The sequence below is a fragment of the Desulfobacula toluolica Tol2 genome, from assembly GCF_000307105.1.
Lineage (GTDB): Bacteria > Desulfobacterota > Desulfobacteria > Desulfobacterales > Desulfobacteraceae > Desulfobacula > Desulfobacula toluolica.
On record NC_018645.1, the window covers coordinates 1,015,550 to 1,033,581 of the forward strand.

General features: G+C 43.6%; 15 protein-coding genes. 5 read left to right on the plus strand and 10 right to left on the minus strand.

The genetic code is table 11. The features are described from left to right. Window positions 1-12 precede the first annotated feature (12 nt). The 5 genes from TOL2_RS04795 to thrS form a co-directional block, all read right to left on the minus strand. Window positions 13-969 (minus strand): phosphotransferase, encoded by a 957-nt coding sequence (locus TOL2_RS04795; protein WP_232508073.1) that lies wholly within the window; start codon window positions 967-969, stop codon window positions 13-15. Further along, window positions 899-1,732, minus strand: coding sequence for a class I SAM-dependent methyltransferase (locus TOL2_RS04800; RefSeq protein ID WP_014956399.1), 834 nt, complete (start codon window positions 1,730-1,732; stop codon window positions 899-901). The genes TOL2_RS04795 and TOL2_RS04800 overlap by 71 nt, the downstream gene beginning before the upstream one ends. 6 nt (window positions 1,733-1,738) lie before the next feature. Further along, on the minus strand, window positions 1,739-2,860 hold the full coding sequence (locus TOL2_RS23430; protein WP_014956400.1) for an ABC transporter substrate-binding protein: 1,122 nt from the start codon (window positions 2,858-2,860) through the stop codon (window positions 1,739-1,741). A gap of 279 nt (window positions 2,861-3,139) precedes the next feature. Next, a complete protein-coding gene (locus TOL2_RS04810; protein WP_051012267.1) occupies window positions 3,140-3,529 on the minus strand; it encodes a VanZ family protein in 390 nt (129 codons plus the stop codon). After that, window positions 3,513-5,426, minus strand: a complete 1,914-nt coding sequence (gene thrS / locus TOL2_RS04815; RefSeq protein ID WP_014956402.1) for a threonine--tRNA ligase — start codon at window positions 5,424-5,426, stop codon at window positions 3,513-3,515. The genes TOL2_RS04810 and thrS overlap by 17 nt, the downstream gene beginning before the upstream one ends. 84 nt (window positions 5,427-5,510) lie before the next feature. On the opposite strand from thrS, the gene TOL2_RS04820 reads away from it, so the two are divergent. Together TOL2_RS04820 and dapF are read left to right on the plus strand one after the other, a co-directional pair. Next, complete coding sequence (locus tag TOL2_RS04820; protein WP_014956403.1) at window positions 5,511-6,644, plus strand: ribonuclease D; 1,134 nt, start codon at window positions 5,511-5,513, stop codon at window positions 6,642-6,644. Between the two features lie 12 nt (window positions 6,645-6,656). Continuing rightward, window positions 6,657-7,502 (plus strand): diaminopimelate epimerase, encoded by an 846-nt coding sequence (dapF, locus tag TOL2_RS04825; RefSeq protein ID WP_014956404.1) that lies wholly within the window; start codon window positions 6,657-6,659, stop codon window positions 7,500-7,502. 112 nt (window positions 7,503-7,614) lie between these two features. On the opposite strand, the gene TOL2_RS04830 is transcribed toward dapF, so the two are convergent. From TOL2_RS04830 to TOL2_RS04840, 3 genes are all read right to left on the minus strand, one after another. Then, complete coding sequence (locus tag TOL2_RS04830; protein WP_014956405.1) at window positions 7,615-8,112, minus strand: PocR ligand-binding domain-containing protein; 498 nt, start codon at window positions 8,110-8,112, stop codon at window positions 7,615-7,617. Window positions 8,113-8,320: 208 nt separating this feature from the next. Next, window positions 8,321-9,529, minus strand: a complete 1,209-nt coding sequence (locus TOL2_RS04835) for a (Fe-S)-binding protein (RefSeq protein ID WP_014956406.1) — start codon at window positions 9,527-9,529, stop codon at window positions 8,321-8,323. A gap of 101 nt (window positions 9,530-9,630) precedes the next feature. Continuing rightward, complete coding sequence (locus tag TOL2_RS04840; protein WP_014956407.1) at window positions 9,631-12,189, minus strand: hydrogenase iron-sulfur subunit; 2,559 nt, start codon at window positions 12,187-12,189, stop codon at window positions 9,631-9,633. A 253-nt stretch (window positions 12,190-12,442) separates the two neighbouring features. Here TOL2_RS04840 and TOL2_RS04845 point away from each other — a divergent pair, with 253 nt between their 5' ends. Then, window positions 12,443-14,149, plus strand: coding sequence for an FAD-dependent oxidoreductase (locus TOL2_RS04845; RefSeq protein WP_014956408.1), 1,707 nt, complete (start codon window positions 12,443-12,445; stop codon window positions 14,147-14,149). Between the two features lie 154 nt (window positions 14,150-14,303). Here the strand turns inward: TOL2_RS04845 and TOL2_RS23435 are convergent, their stop codons facing one another. Beyond that, complete coding sequence (locus TOL2_RS23435; protein ID WP_014956409.1) at window positions 14,304-15,179, minus strand: rhomboid family intramembrane serine protease; 876 nt, start codon at window positions 15,177-15,179, stop codon at window positions 14,304-14,306. Window positions 15,180-15,593: 414 nt separating this feature from the next. On the opposite strand from TOL2_RS23435, the gene TOL2_RS04855 reads away from it, so the two are divergent. Then, a complete protein-coding gene (locus tag TOL2_RS04855) occupies window positions 15,594-16,244 on the plus strand; it encodes a flagellar brake domain-containing protein (protein ID WP_014956410.1) in 651 nt (216 codons plus the stop codon). 266 nt (window positions 16,245-16,510) lie between these two features. Then, window positions 16,511-17,320 (plus strand): fumarylacetoacetate hydrolase family protein, encoded by an 810-nt coding sequence (locus tag TOL2_RS04860; protein ID WP_014956411.1) that lies wholly within the window; start codon window positions 16,511-16,513, stop codon window positions 17,318-17,320. Between the two features lie 84 nt (window positions 17,321-17,404). Here the strand turns inward: TOL2_RS04860 and TOL2_RS04865 are convergent, their stop codons facing one another. Beyond that, window positions 17,405-17,896: a Spy/CpxP family protein refolding chaperone gene (locus TOL2_RS04865; protein WP_014956412.1), complete on the minus strand. Its 492-nt coding sequence runs from the start codon at window positions 17,894-17,896 to the stop codon at window positions 17,405-17,407. Between the last annotated feature and the right edge of the window lie 136 nt (window positions 17,897-18,032).

Genomic DNA, 18,032 nt, shown 5'->3' on the forward strand with positions numbered 1-18,032 from the left:
CCTTTGTCCCGCTTATATTTGTTTAAACTCCACCCAGAGTCTTTCAAAATTCAGTTGATGGCCCCTGGCGATTTTCTGATAATCCAGATCAAGGGCATAGTGACTTTCCGCAACCGGGCTCCACAGGTATGTCCAGAGTTCTGATGCACATTTCAAGGCAATAAAACGCCGGCGCAATTCATCTGTCACCCTTGATTGAAAATAGGTTGCCAGAATCCGGTCTTCTTGATCCGGGTGCAGATCGCAAAAAGAACAGAAACATGCAAGATCAAATAAAGCCGTGTTAAATCCCGCATACTCCCAGTCAATTATCCAGAACCTTTGTCCGTCATCAATAAAATTGGATGCCAAAAGGTCGTTGTGAGTCACAACGGGTTTAATATTTCCAACCGCTTTCTCCAGAGCCGAATTTATGTTCATAAGACGGGGCAGTTGTACAGACAGCGGATGATTTGAATCCCTGAGGATGGCTGCATAATTACGGCAGACATGGAATACCCAGAACATGAGAACCGGTCCCCTGATGTGATGGATAATCTGCCGGTGGCATTCTTGAATCAACGGGACCAGGCGATTTAAATTGTTTTGTTTGGCAATGTCTTGTTTTGTAAGGGTTTTCCCTTGAATATACCGGGTTACCATGACACCGGGTTCGTGCCAGACGACTTCAGGAGAAATGCCTGCTGCATGTGCTGCCCTGGAAATTGCCAGTTCATTGGACCGCATCACGCAATGGACATCCAGATCATGCCCCAGGCGTACAAAAAAAGACTCTCCCCCATCCTCAACAAAAAAGTTGTGGTTGCTGTGTCCCCCTTTTATCTCTTCAGGGGTAACGTTTCCTTTCCAGCAGCCTAATCTGCAAATTTTGTCTTTCATTGCAACATTGGACTGTGAGTCAGTTTCGGGCAGCAGCAACAAAGGTGGTCTGGCCGATATGTTTCCTTGACCGGTCTTGGGTTTCAACATAAGATGCAAGTGTTCCGTCAGCCTCCATTTTGGAGACCTCATTTTGAATGCGTTTCAATTCTGTGTCAGTAACCAGTGCAAATGTGGAGTCCCCATCCCGCCATTCTTTTTTCAAGGGCCCCAGTTTGTCAAAATAGTCGGCACCGCGGCACATGGCATCCAGCGCCACAAACCGACCGTTTATGGAAAATCCTGATGCTGTCAACAACATGGCCAGGGTGTCCAGAGGCAGATAACGACGGCATAGTTTTTCCACAGCTTCCGGAATCAGTTTGTAGAACCAGTATCCATTCCTTATCTGTTCATGGGAGCTTGTGTTGATAATGAGGCTGCCGCCGGGCTTCAATACCCGATGAAATTCCATAAACACCCTGCGGCAGACTGGAAAGTCAGCATCTTGCATCTCCTCCAGATGATGCAGCACCTGGTTGACCATAATCGCATCAAAGCTCTTGTTTTTAAACGGCATTTGATCAATACTTGACTGGTGGAATTCAATTCGCCCCTGGTCAGCATGGGATTTAAATTTTTCCGCTGCAATGTCAAGCATTCCCTGGTTAAGATCGACAGCTTTGATCTGGCCTACATGAGGCAAGATTGACCGGGAGTAATTACCGGTTCCGCACCCGGCGTCCAGGAGCTTTATCTGATCAAGGGGGCGGCCCGGTTTTGCCAGAACACCGAGTATGATTTCCACACCTGCCGGTATCCGGGTTTTATCATAGCTTCTGGAAGTTTTTGTGTAGTTTTCGAATTTGCTCATGGATGCTTATTCTTGTTTGCTTTCTGTTAATGCCACATCTTTGCTGGCGTTTTTCCATAAAACTTTTAAGCCGTTGCGATCTCTTTTTTCTTTGATTGTGGGATAAAAATGATGGTATTTGGCAAGATAGTCAGGGTCATCAAGGTGGAACTCTTTTATTTTTTCCTGGGGCAGCCCGTCCACAATATTTCGGGTGACCGGCGCAGAGGTCAGGTAGTTCACAACCACCTCTATCTGATATTTTTTACCAAGGGTGTAATTAATCCATTCTTCAGCCACTTTTTTTAAAAATGGTTTGTTTTTCAGCGAATGGGCAATGGCATGGGAGTCAATCCAGGCAGGAGAGCCTTCCTGGGGGTCCACCATCTTCCATTTATCTTCTTTTTGATTAAGACCGGAGAGGGACCAGCCCCAGGATGTGCCAAGATACAATCCTTTGAAGTGGTGCGGAGAATCAATACCCGGCCAGAATGAATGTGCATTTTCCACCAGAGTTCTTAATTTTGCATGAAAAGTCTCATTATTAAGTTTTGCAAAATTAGACATGTCATGCACATCATATCCTAATGCCAGGGCTGTGATATAAATATTGACTTCTGTTGTGCCTTTGGTGATGGTGTATTTTCCCTTGTATTGCTCATCCCACAGTATATTCCAGGTTTTTGGCGGTGTGGGAAAGTATTTGGTATTGTACACCAAGCCGTATGCACCATGGGCAATTGGTGCGGCATACACTTTTCCGTTGAAGGTCGTATAGGGTTCAAATGATTTAAGCACATATTTGTAATTGGGAATGTTTTCCAGGTTGAGGGGGAGGGCCAGATTGTTATCTACGAATTTCCAGCGCCCGTCATTTAAAATATGCTGGGTCGGTACAAAAATATCTGCCTTACCTGTCCTGACCGGAACAAAGATTTCAGTTGTATCCTGAAGATAAGTCCGATTGATTTTTACTTTTTTGTCGTATTTTTGTTCAATAAAGGCCTCAAACTCAGCCACATATTTGTCTGGCGCATATCCATCCCAGGTCAGAAGATTTAAGATATTGTCTGCCTGCGCACAAGATGGTACAAAAAACAATACAATGCCCATCAAAAATGACAAAACCAGATATTTTGTTTTTTTCATATCCCCCCTAATTCATATGAAAGTCTTGAAAAATCCAAACAGTGACTTGCATATTTTGTTGTGGGCAAAACAATATGACCAGATTGTTGTATAAAATGGCCAGATCTGCCCGTGGCAGTTAGTAAAATTTATGACTTGAAAAATTTACACAAAGACTTTTAATCTTTGTTATGAGTAAATTTTAAATGAAAGAGTTAACTTTACTCATGAAGGTTTTATATAAAAGGTTTTGAAAAGAATCAATAGTGGAAAATTTATGTTTTGAAGAAAAATAAGGATTTATTTGTGGCGGGATAAAAATTTCATATAAAAAAGACAGCCCAATATGCTTCCGGCACAGTCTGCTATAAAGTCATAGACAGAGGCAGACCGTGCCGCCACAAATGCCTGGTGGACTTCATCTGATAATCCATAAAAACAGGCAAAAAGAATGGTAACAATCTTGATTTTTAAGGGGGACCAGAAGGGCTTTCCTTCTTTAAGGCTTATGGCAGTAAGGATAGCCAGAAAGGCATACCCCCCGAAATGAAGCACCTTGTCCGCATGGGGGAATGAAGATCCTGAAACCACTCCCGGATAGGAAGACTGCCAGAAAATTAAGGTACAAAATATAATTACCGGCAGTCTGTAAAAAACAATCCTGCCCAGGGTTCTAGAAAATGGGCTCATTCAGTGTTCTTTCCTTGATATGGTGCGATACCGGCGCAACAAAATCAAACATGTCGATTCCCATCCTGACCTCTCCGTCAAGGGTTCTCACGGAAAGTGTCTTGGTTTCCTTTTCCTTGTCCCCTATGGTGAGGATCAGCGGAACGTAATTTAGCTGGGCATCTCTGATTTTCTTTTTAAGGGTTTCGCTTCGTTTGTCCACCTCGCACCTGATTTGATACGTTTCAAGTTCTGATTTGAGTTGGTCGGCATAATCCGCCAGATCCTGGTTGATGGGCAAAAGGATTGCCTGGACAGGTGCCAGCCACAAGGGAAATTTGCCTGCAAAATGTTCCACAAGAATACCGAAAAACCGTTCCAAAGATCCGTAAATGACACGGTGGATCATTACTGGCCGGTGTTTTTCATTGTCCTTGCCCTTGTAGGTCAGGTCAAATCGTTCCGGCAACGACATGTCCAGCTGCACAGTTCCGCATTGCCAGGTTCTTCCTAAGGCATCCTTGATGTGAATATCAATTTTGGGGCCGTAGAATGCGCCGTCCCCTTCATTGATGAAAAATTTCTGGCCATAACGCTCTAAGGCGGACTTAAGACCGTTTGTTGCATTTTCCCATTGCTCGTCAGACCCGATTGATTTTTTGGGCCGGGTTGACAATTCCAGATGAAAATTCAGGCCGAACCGGCTGTAGATTACCTTTGCCAGTATCAATACCCTGAGAACTTCGCTTTCGATTTGATCCGGTGTCATGAAAATATGGGCGTCATCCTGATGAAAAGCCCTGACCCTGAAAAGGCCGGAAAGCGCACCGGAAAGCTCATGGCGGTGAACCATGCCGATTTCACCAACCCTCAAGGGCAGATCCCGGTAGGAGTAAGCTTTTGTTTTGTACAGCAGCATGCCGCCTGGGCAGTTCATGGGCTTGATGGCATATTCTTCATCATCAATTACCGAGGTGTACATGTTTTCCCGGTAATTTTCCCAGTGCCCGCTTTGCTCCCAGAGTTTGCGGTTGAGCATGACAGGAGTTTTTGTTTCCACATACCCTGCAGCTTTGTGTTCTTCGCGCCAGTAGTCCAGGAGTGTATTCCATACCTCAATGCCTTTTGCATGGAAAAAGGGCATGCCGGCTGCTTCATCATGAAAAGAGTAAAGATCCAGTTTGGTGCCAAGCTTGCGGTGATCCCTTTTTTTTGCTTCCTCAATCATGTGAATATATTTGTTGAGCTTTTTTTTATCAAAAAAGGATATGCCGTAAAGCCGCTGAAGCTGTTCTCTTGTCTGGTCCGCTCTCCAGTAGGCACCTGAGATTTTTAATAATTTAAATCCTTTGATCATGCCGGTATGGGGAATGTGGGGGCCCCGGCAAAGGTCAATAAATTTGCCGTTCTGGTAAAGGGATATTTCCTGTGCTTCGTCAAGGTCATTAATTATTTCAAGTTTAAACGGGTTGTCCTTGAATATCTCAAGGGCTTCTTGTTTTGAAACCACCTGTCGTTCAAAGGTATTCTTGGCCTTGATGATTTTTTTCATTTCATCTTCAATGGCACCAAGGTCATCTTTTGAAATCGGTTCCATGTCGATGTCATAGTAGAACCCGTCTTCCACCACAGGACCGATGGTCAGTTTTGCCTCTGCATAAATATTTAATACGGCTTCCGCCATGACATGGGCAGACGAATGTCTCAGGATCTCAAGCCCTTCATCGTCATTGGCAGTAATGAAACTGATGGCGGTGTCTTCTGTGATTTGTCCGTTTAAATCCAAAAGCCGGTCATCAATTTTCATTGCCACGCAGTTTCTGGCAAATCCGTCTGAAATACTTTTGGCAACATCCATGCCTGTGGGGATGTTTTCAAAGCTCTTTATACTATTGTCTGGAAATGTTATGTTAATCATCTTGTTTTCCATTGGGTTTTGTTATCTGTTAAAATAAAACATGAATTTTAGAAGAACTGGTGTAAACAATCAAGGGAAAAAATATTGAATTACAAGTTTATTGAATCTGAATCAGAATTGAACCATGTCTGTGATGATCTGTTAAAGGAAAAAATAATTGCTGTTGATCTGGAAGCGGATTCAATGCATTGTTTTAAGGAGAAAATCTGCCTGATCCAGATTGCCTCTGCAAAAGAAGCGTTTTTAGTTGATCCTTTTGAAATCAAGAAGATTTCATCTTTTTTAAACGTGCTTGAAAATAATGATGTTATGAAAGTGTTTCACGGGTCTGATTTTGATATCAGAAGTCTTGACAGGGATTATCATGTGCAGGTGAATAATCTTTTTGACACTGAGATCGCCTGCCGGTTTTTAGGCATCAAAGAGCGGGGGCTTGCAGCCCTGTTAAAAAGAAATTTTGACGTTGATGCAGACAAGAAATTTCAAAAGGTGGACTGGGCACAACGTCCGCTAAAGCAGGCAATGATTGAATATTCCGTGGGGGACGTGGCATACCTGGTAGAACTGCAGGATATTATTCATGGACGGCTTAAGGAAAAAAAACGTCTTGCCTGGGCAAAAGAAGAATTTGAAATACAGGCACAGGTCCGGTATGAAAATAATCATACATTTCCCTTGTTTAAAAAATTTAAGGGTGCCGGTAAAATGGATAACAGGAGCCTTGCGGTTCTGGAAAATCTGCTGCAGATGAGGCTTTCCATTGCCCAAAAAAAAGATCAGCCCTTGTTTAAAGTTATTTCAAATCCTTCGTTAATGACCATGGCCTGCGAGAAACCCTTGACAATCGATCGTATCCTGAAGATACGGGCATTGAGCAGAAAACAGGCGGACATGTATGGAAACCTTTGTGTGGAGGCTGTGGTTAAGGCCATGGAATTGGAGCATAGGGCGTTGCCCTCATATCCGAAAACCAGAAGACCCAAAAAGGATGATTTGATACAGGAACGGATCAAACGGCTGAAAAAGATGAGAGAAAAATTAAGCGGTTCCTTGGGAATTGAACCTGGGTTTTTATTGAACAATGCAGTGATTTCATGTGTTGCGGCTGAAAATCCTGCAACACCTGAAGAGCTTTTAAAAATTGAACAGGTCCGGCAGTGGCAGGTGGAAGCCATGGGCCGGGATATTATTTCACTGCTTGGATATTGCAGGGCATGACGGACGGAAAATATGGAAATTGAATTTATTAAAATGCAGGGCCTTGGCAATGATTTTATTCTTCTGGATAACAGGAAAGGTGACATCAGGCACCCTTATCCAGACCTGTCAAAAAAACTTTGTTCAAGGCATTTCGGCATTGGAGCCGATGGTATGATCCTTATTCTTAAATCCGTGGCCCAAGATATTAAATTCAGGATATATAATTCTGACGGATCACAGGCCCAGATGTGCGGCAACGGCATGCGTTGTTTTGCTAAAATCCTGTATGAGAACAAGATATTGCCACAAAAGAAAATGCGTGTGGATACAAAGGCAGGCACCGTTATTCCCGAGGTGATCACAGATGAGGCGGGTCGGGTAAGTTCGGTAAGGGTTGATATGGGCGAACCCGTGCTTTTTTGCCGGGATATTCCGTTTAAAAGCCCCAATGAGATTGCCGTAGAAGAGTTTTTGACCGTAGGGGACAAGGAGTGTGGCATTATCCCTGTGTCCATGGGAAACCCCCATGCCGTTATGTTTGTTGATGATCTGGAAAGAGTGGATGTCAAAAAAATCGGCCGGTCAATTGAGACTCATGAAAGGTTTCCTGAAAAGACAAATGTTGAGTTTGTTGAAGTGGTAAATGATAAGGAATTAAAAATGAAGGTATGGGAAAGGGGGGCGGGGATGACTCTGGCCTGCGGTACAGGTGCCTGTGCCGCTCTGGTTGCCGCTAACCTGACGGGCAGGACGTCAAAAAGCGCTGTTGTTCATCTTGATGGAGGAGACCTTGACATTCAATGGAACAAAGAGACCAACCATGTCTTTAAGACCGGTCCTGCCACAAAGGTATTTGAGGGGCGGATAAGAATTTGAAACCCTGAAGTTTGAGTTTTTTTAATCTGGTGGTTCAATACCAGGTGTTTTGATTTCAGGCGGGTTAATTTCAGGCAGCCAAAATTAACCCTGTTACTATCCTTGTGCCTGGTTATTTCGGCATGATGTCTTCCAGGTATGATTGAACAAAATCAATGAATGTTTTTATCTCTTGTTCAGACGTTTTTTTAACATTATCGACTTTTGATTCCAATTTCAGATCATCTTTGTCAATTGCTTTTTCAATAAAGAAAGTTTCAACTTCACAATCCGGGAGAAGATGACCGCAGCCGCCCACAGTACCCAAAAATTCCTGTTTATAAAAAATCGGGACGGCAAATTTAACAAACCCTGCATCACATTCATCCACAACAGGTTCTTTTGTTTTTTGGGTTTCTGATGTAAAATATTGATTTGCAATTGCACATATGGCGGCAATACCCTCAGGATAAGACTTGACGGTCGGGCAGACTTCATTCGCCCAGTTTGCATAGGATGTTATGCGGTTTCCGTTTTTGTCATACACACACGAATTCATTCCGGAGCGCTTGTGTAATTCTTTTTCAAAGGCTTCCCATTTTTCTATGGAAGTGATGTCGGTAAGATCCATTTGATTCCTCTTTATTTGTTGTGGCAGAGTGAACTGCCATGGCCGTTATTACGTCAGTAATATACGCGATGATCATGTTTTTTGAAAGTCTGTTTGAAAATTATTTGTAACACATAATATAGCATCAGCTTAATTCGCATCAACTTGTTTGACTCTTTAAACCAAGTAAGTGAGCGTCTGCTAAGCTTAAGTCCGAAATTTGAGTAGCTTACATTATCAGAGACTCAGATGCCAGATAAGCCACTGTATGGATTTTTATGCCCAGATTATAATGAGCGGACAATTCTTCTATCTGCCGGTAGCATGACAGACATGCCGTGGCAAGATGAGGCAGACTGGCTGCCTTTATCTGGTCGGCTTTTGGTTTTCCTGTGATCATTCTTTTTTTTGTGCTGTTACCGTCCTGCAACATGCCTCCTCCTCCTCCGCAGCAGATTGCGTCTTCCCTGTTGGGGGTAAGTTCCACAACTCCCTGGCAGACCATGGAAAGCAATTGTCTCGGGGCGTCATATCCTCCTGATTTTCTGGAAATATTGCAGGGATCATGGTATGCGATTTTATAGGGATGTACGCCGGGGTCAAATTTAAGAATTCCTTTTCGGGCATACTGCACAACCAGTTCGGGCATGCTGACAACTTCAAATTTTGGTTTTCTTCCGATAATGTCTTCAAGGAGGTATTTTAATACATGGTAACCATGGCCGCATTCTCCAAGCACAAGGGTTTCAATGCCGAGTTCTTCAGCCGGTTCAACCACCATCAGTGCCATTTTTTTTGTGATGTCATCCTTGCCCACAAAATATCCCCAGTTGGTGACGTCTGAATGGCGGGCAGACATGGTCCATGGTTCTTTTATGGCATAAAAAAGTTTTGCCATGGCCGTCAATTGAAGCAGGTTGACGCCCAGTTCTCTTGGGTTGGGAAGGTAGAGAAGCTTTGCACCTTTTTGATCATGGGGGATTTGAGCTTTAGGATCATTTATTTCATCAGCAAATTCTTCGCTGACCCATTCAACGGTTTCTACAAATTCTTCTTTGCTCAGACCGTTGACATCGCCCACTTCCATTCGGTTTTTAATTCCTTGTTTAAGATCTTCAGGGATTTTCTCATCTGCAATGGCAAGGCTTCTGGCTTTTGCTACAATTTTGTCCATGCAGATCCCCATGGGGCAAACCTGGGTGCAGCGGTTGCAGATCAGGCAGTCCCAGAGCATATGGCTGTTTACAAGCTGCTCGTCAAGCCCAAGGGCGGCCATGCGGATGATCTGGCGGGGCAGGGGGCCGCCTTCCCCTTCAAACCAGGTACACCTGGAGGTACATGCCCCGCAGGTGAGGCATTCAAGACTATTGTGACCCGGAGACAATTGTTTGAGCAGGGTATACAGAACAGAATCTTTATTTATCGTTGCATGATCCATATGTTTTTCCTTTTTATAAAAAAGTCTTTAAAAATCCACACATAGACTTTCAATCTTTGTTGTGGCAAACCAAGATGAAAGACCAGGTCTGCGCATGCCAGTTATTCTGATGCCTTTGCAATAATGCGTTTGAATTTTGCAGTTTCATTGGCTGCAACAGGTTCCCACATTATTTTGGATGCCGCAACTCCCGGAAGACGCGATATGTTTTTCACGCTGGTCTCGGCAACACGGCTGCCAGCAAAAGAACGGCAGTTTTCTTCGTGGCACCCGCTGACAATCACTTGTGCAGCACCGTTTAAAAGAGCTTTTAAAATGATGTCGCTGCTGATTCTGCAGACACAGGGAATTTTAATCAATGTGATATTATCCGGCAGGCAAAGATTGTTTGCAGCAAGGGCAGCCGACCGTTCGCAGGCCAGGATGACAATTTTGTTTGTTTCAATTTTTTGGGCAATCAGGTCATTGCTCAGTTCTTTTGACTCAATGGCATATGCCGGGCAGTTGGACACACAAAGATGACATGAAAAACATGAGTTTGGTACAATCTGGGGCCGGTTTTTTTCATTCATGACAATGGCGCCATGAGGGCAGATCCGTATACAGGTAAGACACTGGGCACATTTTTTCTGATTGATTTCAACCCCGGTATCTATTTGAGGTGAATCCAATTTGGCCTGATCCAATTTAGTCCAATAAGGTGCCTGGGAAGAAAGTTCAGATAAAATATCTTTTATTTCATTGTTTAAATCCTCCTGGTCTGTCTCGTCATGACCGCTTCCGGCAAAAAAGATGCCTTTTCTGGAAGACCTGGTCAACCTGTGGCGGGTGTTGGCAGATTGCAGAAAGCCTTGTTTGTCAAGGGGCTGCCGTAGAAGGGCTGCAGCATCTTTAAATTCTGTGCCGGGAAGGACGACCGGGGGCAATACAAGGCAGTCACAATTGAGGTTCAGCTCAATGAAAGGCAAGGTGGCCTCTTTGAGTTTGATTAAAAAGCCGTTGCCTGAATCCCGGATATCAATGTCATCACTGGTTTCAAATCTGAGGAAATCAACACCTTGCTGTCTGGCCGTGTCGTAGAGGCGCTGGCCGGATTCTCCGTGTACCAGCATTTTGTTCATGATGACAGAGATGTTTTTTCTCAGCGATCGTGCTTTGATGGCAGTATTAAGGGCGAGCCTTGCAGATGATTTGAATTCAGGGCCGTGATAATCCAGCAGGACGGCAATGTTGTCCGGGCAATCATCAGGTGTTTTCTCAATCATTTGGGAGAGTGCATCAAGGCTTGCGGGCTTGTTGGTCAGGCCTGAAAGCGGCTTTTGTGACTGTATGGGCTCATGGGCCGCAATGATGGCGGCGCAGGTCAATGTTGTTTTTTTACTCCCAATAGATTCATCAAAAGGAGATTCATAAAAGATGGAAAAGTTTCCGGCAGTGCCGGATATGGAAATAAGTTTGCTGTTGTTCAAGATTGTTACCTGGGTATCATCGCAAAGATTTGTTCCCGGTCCGAAAAGATAGGTGCTATATCCTTTTGCAGCGATGGCCATTGCGGTCTGGTCGGCCTGTGAACCTTGTCCGAAAACCGCAATGCCCGGTTTTTTGTCGTGTGTCAACCCGAGTTCGTCAATGATCCTGGCTGCTGCCATTCTGCCATCCTGTTGAGAGGCAAGTATGTCTTTGGGGCCCTTGGCACACCCTGCAACACTTACATCAGCTGACAGCATTGCCTGGTCTGTATTGAAAAAACCCCATGAATTGGGGCTTATGCCCAGCAGCTTTGCTGTGTTCTCAAGGTTCTGGGACGGCTGCATGCCAACGGACAGAACAATAAGATCAAAGGCTCTGGCAATCCTGGTTTGATTTTTTGGGGTTTGATTGTTTTTAGTTTGGTTCTCTTTGGCTTCCGTCATGATGGTCAGCATCTTGGTTTCCGCATCTTCAAGTATTTCGGCAGGAACGCCCTGGATCAGCTCAATATTTTTAGAAAGGGTGCTAAAAAGGGGTCTTACCTCTTTGCCAATGATCTGAAGATCCATGTGGAAGAGGGTGATATCGGCCTCAGGGTAAAGATGAACCAGTTTGTTGGCATGGCGCATGGAGATTTTACAGCAGACCTGGGAACAATAATCTTTTCCCTGCTCACGGTTCCTGGACCCAACGCACTGGATAAAGGCGATTTTTGGGTCAGCTTTTCCGTTCAAGTATTCTGAAAGGGTTTCTTCTTTCAAAAGGGTATTTAGCCGGGCCGTGGTAATTACGTTTTCATATGCATCATGGTGAAGGGACTTGATCTGAACAGGATCAAAAGGTGAAAATCCTGTGGCCAGTATTATTTTTTCAACAAAAAAGGTCTCTTTGTTGTTAAGGCCCACCTCATACCCTTGGTCTTTTTTGATCAGGGTTTCAACCATGGCATCAAGGTGACAAGTCACATTTTTCTGTTTCAGGATCTGATCTGCCATTTCAATACTCAGGCATGCCCCGCAGTTTTCACAGCTGCCGGTTGCCATGCATGCCCACAGGGCGGCATGCCCGCCAAGGGTGTCGTCTTTTTCCACCAGGTGTACGATAATATCCTGATGGGAAAGGGTTTGCGCCGCAGATATTCCTGCAACGCCCCCTCCTATAATCAGGATACTCGGGGTTGTTTTTTTCATATGAATTTTCCTTACCGATCCAGAGGTTTTAAAAATTTGTTTTTTAAAAGAGATCATGTGCTTTAAGATGACATTTTCAAAATATAAAAAGAACAGGTATGATGTCAAACGATTATTGTTTTTAAATCGGATGTGTTATTTTATGGAGATTTCAAATTTGAAATCTTTGATTATAATAAATATGGAATAACAATAAAAAGGTCACTTGTTTTGTAAAAACATGGTTTTAATCAAAGTGACAAAAGGGAGTAGAATGGTGAAACGCGTTATTATTGTCGGAGCGGTTGCTTTGGGGCCCAAAGTAGCCTGCAGACTGAGAAGACTTGATCCTGAAATCCAGATCACGGTTGTAGACCGGGATAACCTTATTTCTTACGGGGGCTGCGGCATCCCTTATTATGTGGGTGGGGATATTGCTGATATAGAAGGGCTTTGTTCAACTTCATCTCATGTTGTAAGAGACCCTGAATTTTTCAGAACCTGTAAAGGCGTTAAAATTATGCCCGGGGTTGAAGCCATGGGTATCAACAGAAAAGAAAAAAAACTGGATATTCAACATCTGTCAGACGGGAGAAAAGAATCCCTGGAATATGACAAACTCGTGATTGCCACAGGTGCAACACCCTTCAGACCACCAATCCCCGGGGCAGACCTTCCCATGGTCTTCACGGTGTCAAATCTTCATAATGCCAAGGACATCAAGGATAAAATTTCAAAGGGCCATGTGGGAAAAGCCGTGGTCATCGGTGCAGGTGCCATTGGTATTGAAATGGCTGAAGCGCTTACCGATCTGTGGGGGGTTGAAACCACCATCATAGAAATGGCAGATCAGGTTCTGCCTACGGCCCTGGGAAAAAATATGTCAAAAGTTGTGGAAAATCAGCTTGAAAAACATGGTGTCAAAGTAATGCTGTCTGAAAAGGTGGAATGCATCAATGGTGATGCCGACTCACAGGTCACCTCGGTTGAAACCGGCAACGGCACCATGGAATGTGATATGGTTGTGCTGTCTGCGGGTGTCAGGCCAAATACGAAGTTTGCCGCAGATTCGGGCCTGGCCGTGGGCCTTTCCGGTGCCCTGCTTGTGGACAGGTGTATGAAGACAACTGATCCCGACATTTATGCCGGGGGGGATTGTGTCGAGCTTAGAAATCTTGTGAGCGGCGAAAATATGACCATGCCTCTGGGATCTCTTGCCAACAGGCAGGGCAGGATCATTGCCAACAATATTCATGGCAGGGCAAGTCAGTTCAACGGAACCGTTGGGACTTTTTGCATCAAGGTGTTTGACATGGGGGTTGCCACAGCAGGGTTGACATCTGATCAGGCAAAGGCAAACGGTTTTGATCCGGTTCATGCCATTGTATCACAGCCTGACCGGGCTCATTTTTATCCTTCTGCCCAGCTTATGTTCATCAAACTGATTGCGGACAGTAAAACTAGAAAAATTTTAGGAATTGAGGCTGTGGGCGGACAGGACGATGCCATCAAGGCCCGTGTTGATGCGATTGCGCCTTTATTACAGCTCGGTCTGAATGTGGATGATGTGTGTGTGCTTGAAACAGGGTATGCACCGCCGTTTGCATCTGCCATGGACATTATCAACAACGCGGGCAATGCGCTGGACAATATCCTGGAAAATCTGAACAAGCCCATAGATGTTATTGATTTTGTGGAAGCGTTTAAAAATGATGAAATCAAGGTACTGGATGTCAGGGAGCCTAAAGAGGCGGAACCGTTTGTTGAAAAATACCGGGACCGCTGGATGAATATTCCCCAGTCTGAACTGCGGGAAAGATTTAATGAAGTATCAAGAACAGATCCTGTATGTCTTGTGTGCGGTACAGGGGCCCGCTCTTATGAATGCCAGACCCTGTTTGTCCACAACGGATTTACCAATACAATAAATGTTCAGGGCGGCCATGCCATGATCAGTATTATTGATCCTGAATTCATCTAAATTCGCTTGCGTTAAGTTTTAGATACAACGGTCTCAAATTTTTTTTTGAGGCCGTTGTTGTTTTGTTTTCAGGGACACATTTGAATGGATTTTTTGTCTGAAACTGCCCATGGATCACAGAATAAAATAAACTGTTGCCTCAAGTCCGGGTGTCCTACATCTGCGTTGCAGATAAAAGCGCTGCTGCAATTATAAGCAGGGAGATGAACAGTGCCATGGTATTTTTTTGAGGAAAATTGATCGTTCTGTTCAAAGGAAAAAAAAAGATGCCGGACAACACTCCGCAAAGGAAACCAAAAACATGTGCCCACACATCTGTTCGCTCTCCCTGGCTGAACATGCCGACCAGAACGGCACCGGCAATCATGGGCAAAAGCGTGTTCCAGCGAAAGGGTTTTCCTGTTTGCGTTATCCGGAAGGCCACAAGAAGCCCGGCTGCTCCCATGACGGATGTGGATGCGCCAATGGAAAGATGGGCGGTTTTATGAAAATGGGCATTGATAAGATTACCGGCGGTTCCGGTAAACAACAGCATAAAAGGTCCTGCGCCAAATCCTGAAAGACTTATGACAGGTGCCCCGAAAATGAGCAGGCCTGCCATATTTCCCAGCAGATGACGGGCATCCGAATGCAGCAGCAGGGCTGTAACAGCTCTGTAGGTCTCTCCCTGGAGGATGAAAAGAGCTGATACTCCATATTTGAATATCATATCCTCGTGGATGTGATATTCAAGGCAGCTCACATGAATCAGGCAGAGAAGCCCCATGATAAAAAAAGCAGGAATTGATTTAAAGGAAGAGATTGGAATTTGCTGCAATTGCTGTTTGAGCCTGTTATATTTATTTTCTTTATAATATGCCTCAATCGTTGCCAGGGCTTTTTGTCGGTCTTTGGAGCTTACCAGGATATCAAAGGCTTTGTGTAAACCTTCTGCATGTGCCTTAATATTTTGAGAAGTCAAAATCAGGATAATCAGATCTGCCTTTTCGCCGGAAAGGCCGGTAAATAACTTTTCTAAATCCTTGCTCATGGGTTAAAGGGTTTTACTCTTTTGGAGCAATGGTTTTAAAATGATAGCCACGGCCATATTTGGTCTTTTTAAGACTTTACTATAATTTAAAACAGTGTTTTTCATTTTAAATTGTATATAAGATTATCAGGAGAAAAGAAATATGCAAATATTCGGATTTAAAATTAATGGCAATAAAATTGATAAGGTGTATTTTTTTGCTGATTTGAAATAGCAAACCTCAAGGGATTGCTTATTGAACAAAATTATTGTGGTTTTTATAATACAGGTAATCAATTCTGGTGTAATACAATAAAATGTGATACCTGATTTTAGTTGGGTGGATAAACTATTTTTCTCTAATGAGAAGATGAAAATCATGGTTATTTTTTCAAAGTTATAATACTTTTATTTTTAAAAAAGATTGATTCTATTATGGAAAAAAGAATAAACATCGGCAGGGACCTGATTTGTGATATTGATATTGGAACCAAACTTAGCATTAAGATTGAAGACATTGCACTTCCCATTACCAGCAGCTTTGTGGGTATGGAAAAAGGGGAATATTTCATACTCAAACAACCGTCTCCTTTTTCCACTATCAAGCCTAAACTTTTTCCCGGTAATCAGCTGATTGTTAAATATCTGTCAAATGGTATGATATATGTTTTTGCCAGTAATATTATTGAGACTCTTTCCAAACCGATCCGTGTTGTTATTTTAGAATACCCTGCCAGGGTTATTGAGCGAAAACTTCGTTCGGAAGACAGGGCCGGTTGCAGTCTTGCAGCCGGTATCGTTTTTAAAGGTACGCCCAAGAATGTGGTTATCCGGGATATTAATATGACAGGCTGTCGTATTACCGTCACATATAAGCCCAGCGAGAAAAATCATATTGCAAAAAAGTCAGACGCTTTGAAAATATCCATTCGCTTGCCTGGAACAAGCCGGGATATCATGATTGCCGGAATCGTCAGAAATGTCCAAAAGAAAGGTCTGTCCGTATCCTACGGTGTTCAGTTTGATACTGTTCCTGTTGATGTCCAGGACAGTATTAAAAATTATATTGCAACAATTCAGATATAGGCATATCAAATATTTGTAATATTAGAAAATCTGACGTTCCGGTTAAGGAAAGACCGGTCAATAGTTTTTTAAAATTTCCGCTCACAGGTTTATTTTTATATGAAAGTCTTCAAAAATCCAAACAGCGACTTTCATGTTTTATTGTGGGCAAACCGGAATGAAATACCAGGTCTGCCCGTGGCAGTTATATGAAGGAACTTATAACTATTTGGAATCAAAACTATTTTGTTTTTAATTGTATATAGAATTATCAGGGGAAAATAAACATGCAAATACTAAGGTTTGAAAGTGATGACAATAAAATTTATACAGGGTGTGACTTTGATAACGGCAAAGCATCCGTGATTGAGGGGGATATTTATTCTGATTTTTTCATTACGGAAAAACAAAAACCGGTTAAAACATTTTTACCGCCGGTTTCTCCGGCTGTTATTTTCTGCATTGGCTTGAATTATAAGCTCCATGCAAAAGAGACCGGCATGGCATTGCCGAAATATCCGGTGGTTTTTATGAAAAATATCAGTTCTGCAGCAGGCCATCTGGAGGATGTCAGGATTCCGGCCTCCTGCGTAAAAGTCCCGGAAGTGGATTATGAGGCCGAGCTTGCCGTGGTCATCAAGAAAAACACCAGAAATGTCTCGCCGGAAAAGGCGCTGGATCATGTCCTGGGATATACCTGCGCCAATGATATATCCGCCAGAAGATGGCAGAAGCATGGCGGCGGCGGGCAATGGATAAAGGGGAAAAGCTTTGACACCTTTTGTCCCCTTGGCCCTTGCCTTGTGACTGCAGATGAACTTGAAGCCCCGGATCAACTGGATATTGAATGTGTGTTAAACGGTAATACCATGCAGAAAAGCAATACCAGCGACATGATTTTTTCAGTGGGCCAAATCATTTCTTATCTGTCTGAGTCAACCACCCTGGTTCCGGGAACCCTTATTCTTACAGGAACTCCCAGCGGTGTCGGATTTACCAGAAAACCGCCGGTTTATCTTGCTCCTGGGGATGTGCTGGAAACAAAAATTGAAAAAATCGGTGTGCTGAAAAATCAGATAAGCCTTGACCGGGAATAAACATGCCTTGAACAAGAATAAAAAACCCGCCCGAAAGATGGTGTCATCCTTTCGGGCGGTTAAGATCGCAAATCATATCAGCATTTAATTGTTATACCTTCCGCAGCCCTGTCCCTGTGATCCTCTGTGTTTGCCTTTGCCTGACCATCCGTCATGGCCCCGGCCAAAACCCTGGCCCATATTCAGTCCGGGAGCGATCTTTTTTGCTTCCAGTTGAAAGTCGATCCGTTTATCTCTTAACTTTTTTTGCAGGTCTGCAAGATCCTGGGAAAAGCTGTCCAGCTTTGCCCTGTCAGGCTGGGAGGTTTCCATAAGCAGTCTCATTTCCTGCTTTTTTTGAAATTTTTCAGACCTGATTGCATAGGTCTCGTCAATGAATTTTTGCCGAAGGGTGTTGAGTTCATCTTTTTGTTCTTTGGACAGATCGTTCCATATGGCCTGTCCTCCATATCCGGGGCAGTTTTGATTAAAACCCTGGCCCATGCTTTGGCCTTTGGCCGGTCCCCATGCAAATACGCTTCCTGCCACCATGGCAACCATAAGTAAAGAACTGATGATAAGAGTTAGTTTTTTCATAATAATCTCCTGTTGTTATTGGTTTGTTTGTCAAATGATCTTTTTGATCGTTTTCTGAAATAGATTAAAGCAAATGGTGTGCCACGAAAAATAATATTTCTTAATTCATTGAATTTTAAGAATATATTGGAAATAA

Excerpts from the sequence above, each read along its gene's own strand:
- TOL2_RS04795 (WP_232508073.1), bottom strand. The coding sequence starts at position 969 with ATGTTGAAACCCAAGACCGGTCAAGGAAACATATCGGCCAGACCACCT.
- TOL2_RS04800 (WP_014956399.1), bottom strand. The coding sequence starts at position 1,732 with ATGAGCAAATTCGAAAACTACACAAAAACTTCCAGAAGCTATGATAAA.
- TOL2_RS23430 (WP_014956400.1), bottom strand. The coding sequence starts at position 2,860 with ATGAAAAAAACAAAATATCTGGTTTTGTCATTTTTGATGGGCATTGTA.
- TOL2_RS04810 (WP_051012267.1), bottom strand. The coding sequence starts at position 3,529 with ATGAGCCCATTTTCTAGAACCCTGGGCAGGATTGTTTTTTACAGACTG.
- thrS (WP_014956402.1), bottom strand. The coding sequence starts at position 5,426 with ATGATTAACATAACATTTCCAGACAATAGTATAAAGAGCTTTGAAAAC.
- dapF (WP_014956404.1), top strand. The coding sequence starts at position 6,657 with ATGGAAATTGAATTTATTAAAATGCAGGGCCTTGGCAATGATTTTATT.
- TOL2_RS04830 (WP_014956405.1), bottom strand. The coding sequence starts at position 8,112 with ATGGATCTTACCGACATCACTTCCATAGAAAAATGGGAAGCCTTTGAA.
- TOL2_RS04835 (WP_014956406.1), bottom strand. The coding sequence starts at position 9,529 with ATGGATCATGCAACGATAAATAAAGATTCTGTTCTGTATACCCTGCTC.
- TOL2_RS04840 (WP_014956407.1), bottom strand. The coding sequence starts at position 12,189 with ATGAAAAAAACAACCCCGAGTATCCTGATTATAGGAGGGGGCGTTGCA.
- TOL2_RS04845 (WP_014956408.1), top strand. The coding sequence starts at position 12,443 with ATGGTGAAACGCGTTATTATTGTCGGAGCGGTTGCTTTGGGGCCCAAA.
- TOL2_RS23435 (WP_014956409.1), bottom strand. The coding sequence starts at position 15,179 with ATGAGCAAGGATTTAGAAAAGTTATTTACCGGCCTTTCCGGCGAAAAG.
- TOL2_RS04855 (WP_014956410.1), top strand. The coding sequence starts at position 15,594 with ATGGAAAAAAGAATAAACATCGGCAGGGACCTGATTTGTGATATTGAT.
- TOL2_RS04860 (WP_014956411.1), top strand. The coding sequence starts at position 16,511 with ATGCAAATACTAAGGTTTGAAAGTGATGACAATAAAATTTATACAGGG.
- TOL2_RS04865 (WP_014956412.1), bottom strand. The coding sequence starts at position 17,896 with ATGAAAAAACTAACTCTTATCATCAGTTCTTTACTTATGGTTGCCATG.